General features: G+C 63.8%; 13 protein-coding genes and 1 pseudogene. 8 read left to right on the top strand and 6 right to left on the bottom strand.

The window, feature by feature from the left end; genetic code table 11:
* The first annotated feature begins 77 nt into the window (after positions 1-77).
* Positions 78-584, top strand: coding sequence for an Lrp/AsnC family transcriptional regulator (locus JQ574_RS13960; protein ID WP_212207293.1), 507 nt, complete (start codon positions 78-80; stop codon positions 582-584).
* Positions 585-769: 185 nt separating this feature from the next.
* Here the strand turns inward: JQ574_RS13960 and JQ574_RS13955 are convergent, their stop codons facing one another.
* Positions 770-1,741, bottom strand: coding sequence for an aliphatic sulfonate ABC transporter substrate-binding protein (locus JQ574_RS13955; protein WP_212383605.1), 972 nt, complete (start codon positions 1,739-1,741; stop codon positions 770-772).
* A 434-nt stretch (positions 1,742-2,175) separates the two neighbouring features.
* Here JQ574_RS13955 and JQ574_RS13950 point away from each other — a divergent pair, with 434 nt between their 5' ends.
* The 6 genes from JQ574_RS13950 to JQ574_RS13925 are packed head-to-tail and all read left to right on the top strand — an operon-like array spanning position 2,176 to position 7,584.
* Positions 2,176-3,123: a sulfonate ABC transporter substrate-binding protein gene (locus JQ574_RS13950; RefSeq protein ID WP_212207295.1), complete on the top strand. Its 948-nt coding sequence runs from the start codon at positions 2,176-2,178 to the stop codon at positions 3,121-3,123.
* A 41-nt stretch (positions 3,124-3,164) separates the two neighbouring features.
* Positions 3,165-4,118: a sulfonate ABC transporter substrate-binding protein gene (locus JQ574_RS13945; protein ID WP_212207296.1), complete on the top strand. Its 954-nt coding sequence runs from the start codon at positions 3,165-3,167 to the stop codon at positions 4,116-4,118.
* Entirely contained in the window at positions 4,115-5,287 is a 1,173-nt protein-coding gene (gene ssuD / locus JQ574_RS13940; protein WP_212207297.1) for an FMNH2-dependent alkanesulfonate monooxygenase, read from the top strand. The genes JQ574_RS13945 and ssuD overlap by 4 nt, the downstream gene beginning before the upstream one ends.
* Entirely contained in the window at positions 5,284-6,090 is an 807-nt protein-coding gene (locus tag JQ574_RS13935) for an ABC transporter permease subunit (RefSeq protein ID WP_212383603.1), read from the top strand. Before ssuD ends, JQ574_RS13935 begins: the two co-directional genes overlap by 4 nt.
* Positions 6,091-6,113: 23 nt before the next feature.
* The gene (locus tag JQ574_RS13930) at positions 6,114-6,959 is read left to right on the top strand and encodes an ATP-binding cassette domain-containing protein (protein WP_212207299.1); all 846 of its coding nucleotides are present in this window, start codon (positions 6,114-6,116) and stop codon (positions 6,957-6,959) included.
* Between the two features lie 7 nt (positions 6,960-6,966).
* Positions 6,967-7,584, top strand: coding sequence for a flavin reductase family protein (locus tag JQ574_RS13925; protein ID WP_212383601.1), 618 nt, complete (start codon positions 6,967-6,969; stop codon positions 7,582-7,584).
* 39 nt (positions 7,585-7,623) lie between these two features.
* Here the strand turns inward: JQ574_RS13925 and JQ574_RS35895 are convergent.
* Positions 7,624-7,956, bottom strand: a pseudogene (locus tag JQ574_RS35895) (hypothetical protein); the annotation flags it as partial.
* A 214-nt stretch (positions 7,957-8,170) separates the two neighbouring features.
* On the opposite strand from JQ574_RS35895, the gene JQ574_RS13920 reads away from it, so the two are divergent.
* On the top strand, positions 8,171-8,386 hold the full coding sequence (locus JQ574_RS13920; protein ID WP_212207431.1) for a hypothetical protein: 216 nt from the start codon (positions 8,171-8,173) through the stop codon (positions 8,384-8,386).
* 6 nt (positions 8,387-8,392) lie between these two features.
* Here the strand turns inward: JQ574_RS13920 and JQ574_RS13915 are convergent, their stop codons facing one another.
* The 4 genes from JQ574_RS13915 to fliG are packed head-to-tail and all read right to left on the bottom strand — an operon-like array spanning position 8,393 to position 11,894.
* Complete coding sequence (locus tag JQ574_RS13915) at positions 8,393-9,772, bottom strand: sigma-54-dependent Fis family transcriptional regulator (protein WP_212207301.1); 1,380 nt, start codon at positions 9,770-9,772, stop codon at positions 8,393-8,395.
* Positions 9,773-9,821: 49 nt separating this feature from the next.
* Complete coding sequence (gene fliN, locus JQ574_RS13910; protein ID WP_212207302.1) at positions 9,822-10,172, bottom strand: flagellar motor switch protein FliN; 351 nt, start codon at positions 10,170-10,172, stop codon at positions 9,822-9,824.
* 10 nt (positions 10,173-10,182) lie between these two features.
* Positions 10,183-10,812, bottom strand: coding sequence for a FliH/SctL family protein (locus tag JQ574_RS13905; protein ID WP_212207303.1), 630 nt, complete (start codon positions 10,810-10,812; stop codon positions 10,183-10,185).
* Positions 10,812-11,894 (bottom strand): flagellar motor switch protein FliG, encoded by a 1,083-nt coding sequence (gene fliG, locus JQ574_RS13900; RefSeq protein WP_212207304.1) that lies wholly within the window; start codon positions 11,892-11,894, stop codon positions 10,812-10,814. Before fliG ends, JQ574_RS13905 begins: the two co-directional genes overlap by 1 nt.
* Position 11,895: the final 1 nt, after the last annotated feature.

Raw genomic sequence — 11,895 nt, 5'->3', positions numbered from 1 at the left:
AACGGTAGCCGGCTTGTGTGGAATTATTTTCTGAATAGCATTGTTGAGAGCAATGCATTTGGAAGAAAGTTTTACACATGAGCGACGTTGTCACCGCCTCGGAACCTCCCCGCCGCATCGACGCGATCGACCGCAGGATCCTGCGGGTGCTTCAGGAGGATGCATCGCTGTCGGTGGCCGAAATCGGGGAGCGCGTCGGGCTTTCGTCTACGCCGTGCTGGAAGCGCGTCCAGCGCATGGAGAACGAGGGCATCATCACCGGCAAGGTTGCATTGGTCGACCAGAACAAGATCGGCCTCGGGCTGTCGGTATTCGTGTCGGTGGAGAGCGACGATCATTCCGATGCGTGGCTGAAGAAATTCGCGGCCGCCGTCAGCGCCATGCCTGAAGTCATCGAGTTCTATCGCATGGCTGGTGACGTGGACTATGTGCTGCGCGTGGTCGTCGCCGACATGCGGAGCTATGATCTTTTCTACAAGAAGCTGATCGGCGCGGTCGCGCTGAAGAACGTGACCTCGCGGTTCGCGATGGAAAAGATCAAGTCGGTGACTGCGTTGCCGGTTCCGGCGTTCGAGGCGGCGTAGCGGCCGCGAAGGGACTGCGCTCCCTCTCCCGCGCTTGCGGGGGAGGGCTGGGGTGGGGGTGTCTCCACAATTGACACTCCCCGTGTGGAGAGAGCCCCCACCCGGCGCTTCGCGCCGACCTAAGAGCGAGCTTCGCTCGTCTCGACCCCGCAAGCGGGAGAGGTGCGGCGAGTCTGCCGCCTCGCTCAATCGCGCTTCGGCGTCCAGATCTTCGCATCGCCCGCGTTGACCTTTACCGGCAGCAATCCCTCCGCAAAGAACGCATCCGCAATGCGCTGCTGTTCGGACAGGCCGGGCGCCGTGACAATTCCGACCTTGTAGGAACGGTGGCTGTTGGCTTCCTTCACCGTCGCCGCGTCGATGCCCCAGAGGCCCGATAGCAATTTGGCCGCGTCGTCCTGATTCGCCTTGACCCATTTGCCGGTCTCGTCGAGCTTGCCGAAGATGGCATTCAGCACGTCGCCGCGCCGATCGGCAAACGCAGCCGACGACAGATAGTAGCGCTTGTAGCTGGCAAGGCCGTTGCTGCCATCGGTCAGCACCCGCGCGTTGGACTGGCGCTGGGCGCTGGTCAGGAACGGATCCCAGGCCACCCACGCATCGACATTGCCGCCGATGAACGCGGCGCGGCCGTCGGCCGGCGTCAGGTAGGCCGGCGAGATATCCTTGAAGCTCAGGCCCGATTTGGCGAGCGCGGCGAGCAGCAGGAAATGACTGCCGGCGCCTTTTGTCACCGCAACCTTCCTGCCCTTCAGGTCGGCCCGCGTCTTGATGGGCGATTCCGCGCCGACCAGAATGGCCTGCGCCGAGGGTGAAGCGGCTTCTTCCGCGATATAGGCAAGCCTGGCGCCTGCGGCTTGCGCGAACAGCGGCACGGTATCGGCGACGTCAGCGCCGAAGTCGATGTTGCCGGTGTTGATCGCCTCCAAGAGCGGCAGGCCGCTGGTGAATTCATGCCAGGAGACGCGGACGCCGAGCGGCGCGAGCGCCTTTTCCAGTTCGCCGTTGGTTTTCAGGATGGCCGTCAGCGTCGAGGATTTTTGATAGCCGATACGAATCGTATCGGATGGCGGCGTCTGCGCGGCCACGGATGATGTGGCTGAAACGACCGCGATGGCTGCGATGGCTCTGATGATGGATGCGGTGCGGTTGCCCATGGAGTTTGATCTGCCTGACATTAAAGGGACCAAAACAAGCTAGAGGCCGCGCAACGGCGGTCAATAGAACCGTTCATTCTTGTTGTCACGCGATCCGCATGACGATGCTACGCCGGTCGGCATTCGCAGAGAGAAATTCCAAGCGCATATTTGATAGGCGCTCGTCGATCCCAGCGGCGGTCGCTTATGACTCTGGGTGGAACAGGTTTCGTCACTGCCTAATGCAAGATTAACAAATTGGCTTCGGACAAGCGTCAAGAAAAATGCGTCGTTGTAAATCGTGTTCCGGCAATAAACGCGTCGTCGCGAGCCGGACCAGCAGTGCCGTCATTGCTATTTTCGCGGAGCACTCGACAGCGTTTCAAAGCGCCACCATCATCTCTTGCATCGCATGATCGCGCATCGCCGCGAACATGATCGTTCAGGAGAATGTGATGAAGCGTCGCGAGTTTCTCGGATTGTCGGTTGTCGGTGCCGTTGTCGCGCTGTCGCCAGGTGCGCGCGCGCAAGCACCGGTCAAGGAAATCCGCATCGGCTATCAGAAGACCGGGGTGCTCGTGATCGCACGGCAGCAGGCTATTCTGGAAAAGCACTTCGCCGCGAAAGAAATTGCCATCAAATGGATCGAGTTCACGTCGGGCCCGCCGTTGCTGGAGGCGATGAGCACCGGCAGTGTCGATCTCGGCGCGGTTGGCGATACGCCGCCGATCTTTGCCCAGGCTGCGAACGCGAACATCGTCTATGTGGCGGGATCGGCCATTACCAACGGGCAGGGGATTCTGGTTCCCGCCAGTTCCACCATTCGCTCGATTGCCGATCTGAAAGGCAAGCGAATTGGATTTGCCAAGGGCACCAGCGCGCATAACGTTCTGATCGCGACGCTGGAAAAGGCCGGTCTCACCTACGCCGATATCACGCCGGTCTATCTGTCGCCGCCTGATGCGGGGCCGGCATTCGCCAATGGCAGCATCGACGCCTGGGCGATCTGGGATCCATATTTCGCGATCGGCGAGAAGAAGCAGAACGGCCGGATCCTGATCAACGCCTTTGAGGTCGCCAAGACCAATTCGTTCTATCTCGCCAACCGCGATTTCGCGAACACCCACGTTCCGCACACCCGCGACATCATCGCGGGCCTTTCGGAAGCCGCCCGGTGGGCGGAAGCAAATCGCGACGCCGTGGCAAGCGCACTCGCCGCCGTGACCGGCGTTCCGCTGGAGGTCCAGACCGTCGCGGCCAACCGGGCCTCGTTCGCGATCGGACCGGTGACGGAGGCGATCATCGATACCCAGCAGGCCGTCGCCGATCGCTTCCTCAAGCTCGGGCTGATCCCGAAGCCGATCGTGGTTCGCGACATCGTCTGGCGCAATACCCAGACCTGACTTCGAGAAAAGCCATTCCAATCAACGCAGGGGATTTCATCATGAAGCGTTTCATCAAACGCCTGATCGCGAGTGCCATGCTGTCTCTCGCCATCGTCGGCTCGACGGTTGGCCTCAGCTACGGGCAGGACAAGGTCGTCCGCATCGGCTTCCAGAAATACGGCAAGCTGGTGCTGCTCAAGAGCAAGGGCACGCTGGAGAGCAAGCTGAAGGCCGCGGGTTATCAGGTGGTGTGGACCGAGTTTCCCTCCGGGCCACCGCTGCTCGAGGCGCTCAATGTCGGCGCCATCGATTTCGGCAACACCGGTGAAGCGCCGCCGATCTTCGCGCAGGCCGCGGGCGCCCCGATCCAGTATGTCGCCTATGAGCCCCCGGCGCCGAAGGGCGAAGCCATCCTGGTGCCGAAGGACAGCAAGATCGCTTCGGTCGCGGATCTCAAAGGCAGGAAGGTGGCGCTGAACAAAGGCTCCAACGTCCACTATCTGCTGGTGAAGGCGCTGGAGAAAGCTGGTGTCAAATACTCGGAGATCGAGCCGGTGTTTCTGGCGCCGGCCGATGCGCGGGCTGCGTTCGAACGTGGCGCGGTCGATGCCTGGGTGATCTGGGATCCGTTCCAGGCCGCCGCCGAAGCCGCCACCGGCGCGCGGACGCTCGCCGACGGCACCGGCATCGTCTCGAACTATCAGTTCTATTTCGCCTCGAAGAAATTCATTGGCGCCGACCCTGACATCGTCGATCTCGTGCTGGCGCAACTCAGCGAGGTCGATGACTGGGCCAAGGGCGACATCCGCGCCGTTGCCGAACAGCTGGCGCCGGCGATCGGGCTTCCGGTGCCCGTCGTTGAAGTGGCATTGAAGCGGCAGTCCTACGGCATCAAGCCGATCACCGACAGCGTGATCGCCGATCAACAACAGGTCGCCGACGCATTCTTCGCGCTCGGTCTTATTCCCAAGCAAATCAAGATTTCCGACGCGGCGCGGAGGCCGGGCTCATGAGCAACCAAACATCGGCGAATGCCAACATCCTCTGGTTCCTGCCGACCCATGGCGATGGCCGCTATCTCGGCACCACCACCGGCGGCCGTGAAGTGAACTTCAATTATTTGCGCCAGATCGCGCAGGCCGCGGACCAACTCGGCTATTACGGCGTGCTGCTGCCTACGGGGCGAAGCTGCGAAGATTCCTGGGTGGTGGCGTCAGCCGTTGCGCCCTGGACCGAGCGGCTGCGCTATCTGGTGGCGGTGCGGCCCGGCCTGCAATCGCCGAGCGTTGCCGCTCGCATGACCGCGACGCTGGACCGGCTGTCGAACGGGCGGCTGCTGGTCAACGTCGTCACCGGCGGCGACCCCGTCGAGAACAAGGGCGACGGGATATTCCTCGATCACGACGCGCGCTATGCCGTGACGCGCGAGTTCCTCAACGTCTATAGCGACCTGCTCGCGGGCAAGACCGTCAATGTGGAAGGCAAGCACATCCGCATCGAGGATGGCCGCCTGCTGTTTCCACCCGTGCAGGCGCCGCGGCCGCCGCTCTATTTCGGCGGATCGTCGGATGCCGGCATCGATGTCGCCGTCGACACCGTCGACAAATATCTGACCTGGGGCGAACCGCCGGCGCAGGTGGCCGAGAAGATCAACCGCGTGAAAGCGGTGGCGGACGCGCGCGGGCGAAAACTCTCGTTCGGCATCCGCCTGCACGTGATCGTCCGCGAGACCAACGCTGAGGCCTGGAAGGCGGCAGATGAGCTGATCCAGCATGTCACCGACGAGACGGTGGCCTCGGCGCAGAAGATATTTTCCCGGATGGATTCGGTCGGCCAGCAGCGCATGGCGCAGTTGCATGGCGGCAGGCGTGATAAGCTCGAGATCAGCCCGAACCTCTGGGCCGGCGTCGGTCTGGTGCGCGGCGGGGCAGGGACGGCATTGGTCGGCGATCCCGCGACGGTGGCGGCGCGGATCCGCGAATACCAGGATGTCGGCATCGATACCTTCATCATGTCGGGCTATCCGCATCTGGAGGAAGCCTATCGCTTCGCCGAACTGGTGTTTCCGCTGCTGTCGCTGAAGCAGCCCAACAATGTGACGCCGATCCGCGTCAATACCGGCCCGTTCGGCGAGACCATCGCCAACGAACATCGTCCCCTCGTCAAGGCATCGCAATCATGAGTCTGATCGAAAGTCTTCCGCGTGTCCGACGCCTGCGTTTGCCGCGGGCCGACGGCCTTATTCCATGGATCGTGCCGCTTGCGATCATCCTGATATGGCAGGTGGCTTGCGTCACCGGCTTCGTCTCGGCGCGGGTGCTGCCGGCGCCGAGCGATGTGGCGCTGGCGGGATGGAAGCTGCTGCTGTCGGGTGAACTGGTGCGCAACATCTGGGTCAGTTTCTGGTGCGCCAGCGTCGGCTTCCTGATCGGCGGCAGCATCGGCTTTGCGTTCGGGCTCGCCAATGGCCTGTCGCAGCTCTCGAGCAAATTGACCGACACGACGTTGCAGATGGTGCGCAACATTCCGCATCTGGCGCTGATCCCGCTCGTCATCCTGTGGTTCGGGATCGATGAGTCCGCAAAGCTGTTCCTGGTCGCGCTCGGCGTGTTCTTTCCGATCTACCTCAACACGCTGCACGGCATCCGCACCGTCGATCCGCAGCTGATCGAGATGGGCCGCATCTACGGCATGACCGACGGCGAATTGTTCCGCCGGGTGATCTTTCCGGGTGCGTTGCCATCGATCTTCGTCGGCCTGCGCTTTGCGCTCGGCATCATGTGGCTGACCCTGATCGTGGCGGAAACCATCGCGGCGTCGTCGGGCCTCGGCTACATGGCGATGCAGGCGCGCGAGTTCATGCTGATCGACGTCGTGGTGCTCTCCATCCTGATCTACGCGCTGCTTGGCAAACTCGCCGACAGCGCTTCACGCGCGCTGGAGCGGCTGACGCTGTCCTGGCATCCGGCCTTCCAGAAACATTGAGGCAGAAACTTTTGAGGATTGAAATGCAGGAAGCTCTTCGTTTTCGCCCCGCGGATGCCGAAGCCGTGGACCAGCCCGATTTTGTCAAGCAGGCGCGGCTGTTGCGGCGGGATGCCGACGCCCTGTTGCGTGGGCTTTCGCTGACAATCCGGGGATTGCGCAAATCGTTCGGCGACAACGAGGTGCTTCGCGGCATCGATCTGCACATTCCGGCAGGGCAGTCCGTCGCCATCGTGGGCCGCAGCGGGTGCGGCAAGAGTACGCTGCTGCGGCTGATCGCGGGGCTTGAAACGATTACCGCGGGTACCATCAGCTTTGGCGAGGAAACCCGCGCGGAAGACGTCCGCGTGATGTTTCAGGAGCCGCGGTTGCTGCCCTGGGCCCGGGTGCTGTCGAACGTCGAGGTCGGCCTCGGCCGCGAAAGAACCTCGCCCGACGCGCAAGCGCGCGCCGACAGCGCGCTGGTCGAAGTCGGCCTTGACGACAAACGGGCGCAATGGCCGGCGGTGCTTTCCGGCGGACAAAAACAGCGCGTGGCGCTGGCGCGGGCCCTGGTCAGCCGCCCGCGCGTGCTGGCCTTCGACGAACCGCTCGGCGCGCTTGATGCGTTGACGCGAATCTCGATGCAGCGGCTGCTGGAGCGGGTCTGGCAGGATCAGGGATTCACCGCGATCCTGGTGACGCATGACGTCGCCGAAGCGGTGGCACTGGCCGACCGCGTTCTGGTGATCGAGGACGGCCGTATCGCGCATGACATCGACGTCAATATCCCGCGCCCAAGGCGTCGGGGTTCGGCGGAGCTCGCTGCGCTGGAAGGCTCGATCCTGAAGAACCTGCTGCAAGGCACCGAGGACACTTCCGACCTGTGAGGCCATCATGAACTCCGTTGTCCGGCATATCGCGATCGACCGTCAGGTTTCCCAAGAGATTTCTCAAGAAGTTTCCCGCGCGGTTTCGCCAGACGATTTTCGTGGCGCCATGCGCCAGTTGACGGGCGGCGTGAGCGTCGTCACGGCCGGGCGAGGCAGGGACATTTCGGGGATGACGGTGACCTCGGTGTCGTCGCTGTCGGTCGATCCGCCGGCACTGATCGTCAGCGTCAACCGGAACGCGTCCTCATGGCCGCTGGTGCAGCGGTACGGCTTCTTCGGCGTCAATATCCTGACGTCGGACCAAATCGACGTCGCCGAGCGGTTTGCCGGCAAGGACGGGCTCAAGGGCGCCGAACGGTTTGCCGGCGCCCAGTGGACGATGCGCGCTTCGGGCGTGCCGCTGCTGGTGGGCGCGCTCGCCGCGATCGAGTGTGAGGTGGAGGAAATCGTCGAGCGGCATTCCCATGCGATTGTGATCGGCCGCGTGCTGGACCTGCAGCTATCGACCCGCACCGCGGCGCTGGCCTATTGGCAGGGCCAGTATGTGGCGATCGATCAGGACGAGGACGCAGTGCGGCTGGCCGAAGTCAGCCTGCCCCCACCGCGAGCCGCTCGCTACTGATGCGGGAAATCTAGTCCAGGATCGCGCTGAGCGTTGATGGTCGATGATGACGGTGCTGCCGCGCACGCCGGACCAAACCCCGACAATGGTCTGCGCCGCAGCCGCTAGCGGCACGCTGACTACCAATGTGGTCCGCACCCGGGCGCTCCCCGATATCTGTTCATTGTAGGTGAACCCCGCCAGGACCGACGAAAGCGCACCATTCACGGTGATGCCGACGGTTGCGCCGGCGTTGTTGTTCCCTTGTGCATAAGGAAAGGGCAAATTCAGGATGACCAGGGCTGACGTGCCGACCCCTTCGGGAATCGTGATTCTGAGGCCCGGAATGGGTACGAATGAATCGGAGTTGGTCGACTGCGTCCCACTCGGCAAATGGAATCAGGCTCCGGAATATGTGAAAATCCGGTGACGGGCGCGGGAAGGGCGTTTGTTGCCGTGGCGTTCAGCGGGCGCACGGACTAAAAGGCCCGCTTCCGCCCCGGGAATGAGAGCGCACGTTGGAACGCAGGCTTCCCAAAACTGTTTTGCCGCTGTGGTTTTGCCGGCGCGACGTCGCGCGCCTGGCCCAATGCGGTGTGGTGACCCGATGAAGCGTATCGCGGTCTGGGCTTTCTACGGCGTCGGCGCTCTGGCGATCGGCTATCTCGCGCTTTACGCCTATGCGGTCTTCAGCGGCCGCGATCTGCAGCCCGGTGCCCCCATCCGCATCTTCCGCAACCCGGACGCTCCGAGTTATTCGCGGCACGATGCCGTTCCGGACGAAGCCGATCGTTTCGATCGCTTCGTCCCCAGGATGGGCTAAGGCAGGCTACCCCGCCGCCGCAAAGCGCTGATAGTCGCCTGCACCCGCCGGCGTGATCGGTATTCCGCCGTCGGCATATTCGTTCAGCTTGTTGCGCAGCGTGCGGATCGAAATGCCGAGGATGTTGGCCGCGTGGGTGCGGTTGCCGAGGCAATGCTTGAGCGTCTCGAGGATCAGGTCGCGCTCGACGTCGGCCACCGTGCGCCCGACCAGCGCGCGGGTGACCTGCTCGGCGGCGAAGGTGGCGTGGGCCACCGCCGGTGCGGTCTTGGCGAGGTCGAGACGGTCGCCATCCGGGGTGAGAATGGCATCGGCGCCGATCTCGTCGCCCTGCGCCATCAGCACCGAGCGGTGCATGGTGTTTTCGAGCTCGCGGACGTTGCCCTGCCAGCGGTTGGCGGTCAGCACCCGCCGCGCCTCGCTGGAGATCGGGCGTAGCGGCACGCCGTTGGCTTCGGAATATTTCTTCGCAAAATGATGCGCCAGCTCGATGATATCAGCCGGCCGGTCGCGCAGCGGGGGGATCTTCAGATTGACGACGTTGAGGCGGAACAGCAGGTCCTCGCGGAAGGTGCCTTCGCGCACGGCGTCGGCCAGGTTGCGGTTCGAGGTCGCGATGATGCGGATATCGACCGGCACCGGCCTGGTGCCGCCGACGCGGTCGATGACGCGCTCCTGGATCGCGCGCAGCAATTTCGATTGCAGTCGTACGTCCATCTCGGAGATTTCGTCGAGCAGCAGCGTGCCGCCGGTGGCTTCCTCGAACTTGCCGATGCGCCGCGCCACGGCGCCGGTGAAGGCGCCCTTTTCGTGGCCGAACAGTTCGGATTCGAGCAGGTGCTCGGGGATCGCCGCGCAGTTGATCGAGATGAAGGGCCGCTTGGCGCGGGCCGAGCGGGTGTGGACGTAGCGCGCCAGCACTTCCTTGCCGGTGCCGGATTCACCGGTGATCATGACCGAGGCGTCGGAGCCCGCGATCTGCTGTGCCAGCTTGACGACTTTGCCCATGGCCTCGTCGCGATAGATCAGGTCGCGGGAATCGTTGGCGACGGCGGCGAGCACGGCGGCGATCAGTTCCGGATCGGGCGGCAGCGGGATGTATTCCTTGGCGCCGGCGTGGATCGCGGCGACCGCGGCGCGGGCGTCGTTGGAGATGCCGCAGGCCACGATCGGCACATGGATGTGTTCGGCCTCGAGCCGCATCACCAGATCGCGGATATCGAGCGCGACGTCGACCAGCATCAGGTCGGCCCCCTTGCCGCCGCGCAGCACCGCCATCGCCTGTTCGACCGTCTCGGCGTGGGTCACCGAAGCGCCGTTGTCCATCGCGATCTTGGTGGCCGTGGTGAGCTGGCCCTTCAATGTGCCAACGATGAGAAGCCGCATCATAGTCTCCTGTTCGTCTGTTCGCGCCGCTTATGCGCGTGCTGTTGTTTTAGGTGCGTTCCGCCTTGATGATTTCCGTCATGGTGACGCCGAGCTTGTCTTCCACCAGCACGACTTCGCCGCGCGCCACCAGCCGGTTGTTGACGTAGATGTCGATCGCTTCGCCGACCCGGCGGTCGAGTTCGAGCACGGTGCCGGGGCCAAGCTTCAAAAGCTCGCCGACGTCCATCTTGGAGCGCCCCAGCACCGCCGAGACCTGCACCGGCACGTCGAACACGGCCTCGAGGTCAGCCGCGATGCGCGAGGCCTGTTCGTCTTCATTGTAGGCCAGATCGTCCGCGGCCTCCGCGTCTGACGCGTTGAGGTCTTGCAGCGGGACCTGGGTGTCGGTGTCGCTCATGGTTCAGTCCTCACGGCCTTCCAGCCTGATCGCGGGACGCCATGTAGCGCCCGACAAGTTCGTTGATCTTGGCTTCGATGGCGGCGCGCTCCAGCACCACGCCGCCGTCGGCCCATTCGATCCGGCAGTCGCCGGTTGCAATGTCAGGCTCGGCCAGGATCACCAGCCGGCCCTCGAAGCCGCTCTGCGTGGCCTGCCGCTCGATCTTTTCGCGGGCAGCCTCGTATAATGAGTCGTTGATGCGGACCACGAGGTGCGGCGTCGCGACCAGATGCGAGAAGCAGTCGCTCACCAGTGCCGTGATCTCGCCGAGCGGCTCGGCGGCGATCAGTTCGGAGCACAGCTTGCGGGCCACGGCGACCGCGACGTCGACCGCTTCGGTCTCCATCCGCGCTTCGATGCCGCCAAAGCGCGAGGCGATGCCTTTGATGGCAATGCCGATCTCCTCCAGCGCCAGCGCGGCGCGGCGGTCGCTTTCGGCTCTGGCCTCGCGCTGCGCGGCCTCGTAGCCGTCGCGATAGGCGCGGGCTTCGGCGGCGGCGATCTTCTGCGCGATCTCGGCCGGCGTGGCAGGACGCTCGCGCGTCTTGTCCGGCGCGCCGAAGTCCATGTCGAACAGGAATTTTGCGGGCGCGGCCATCAGTACACCAGCTCGTCGTCGGCGCGGTTCTTGGTCAAGGTGATTTCACCCTTGGCGGCCATGTCCTTGGCGAGGTTGACGAGCAGCGCCTGCGCCTCGTCGACGTCGCGCAGCCGCACCGGTCCCATCGCGGCCATGTCGTCCAGCAGCATCTTGCCGGCGCGCGACGACATGTTGCCGAGGAAGAAGCTGCGGACCTCTTCATTGGCGCTCTTCAGCGCAATGCCGAGCTTGTCCTTGTCGATGTTGCGCATCAGCGTCTGCGCCGAGGCGGAATCGAGCTTGATCAAATCGTCGAAGGTGAACATCAGCGCCTTGATGCGCTCGGCGGATTCGCGGTTTTCCTCTTCCAGCGAGGTGATGAAGCGGGTTTCGGTCTGGCGGTCGAAATTGTTGAAGATTTCGGCCATCACCTCGTGGGCGTCGCGGCGGCGGGTCTGCGACAGGTTCGACATGAATTCGGTCCGCAGCGTCTGCTCGACGCGCTCGATGACTTCCTTCTGCACCGCTTCCATCTTCAGCATGCGCCCGACCACGTCGAGCGCGAGATCCTCAGGGAGGATCGCCAGCACGCGGGCGGCGTGCTCCGGCTTCAGTTTCGACAGCACCACGGCGATGGTCTGCGGGTATTCGTTCTTGAGGTAGTTGGCGAGCACCTCTTCCTGCACGTTGGAGAGTTTCTCCCACATGTTGCGGCCGGCGGGGCCGCGGATTTCGTCCATGATGCCGCTGACGCGCTCGCTCGGCAGGTATTGCTGCAGCAGCCGTTCGGTGGCGTCGAAGGTGCCCATCAGGGCGCCGGAGGCCGACATCCGCGAGACGAATTCCAGCAGCAGGTCTTCCACCACGTCGGCCTCGACGGTGCCGAGCGTCGACATGTGGATCGACAGTTCGCGCACCTCGTCGTCGTCGAGCAGCGCCCAGACCTTGCCGCCATATTGTTCGCCCAGCGCCAGCATCAGGATGGCGGCCCGCTTCGGGCCGGTCAGCGGCTTGCCCTTCGGCCTTGTCGCCTGCCGGCTCGCCAGCGCCGAGATGACGGTGGTGATGTCGTTGGCGTTGGTGGTTTGCGGTACGGCCATG

The organism is Bradyrhizobium sp. AUGA SZCCT0158, from assembly GCF_018130065.1.
Classification (GTDB): Bacteria; Pseudomonadota; Alphaproteobacteria; order Rhizobiales; family Xanthobacteraceae; genus Bradyrhizobium.
The sequence above is the reverse complement of the archived record's forward strand: the minus strand, read 5'-3'. Positions and strand labels throughout refer to the sequence as shown.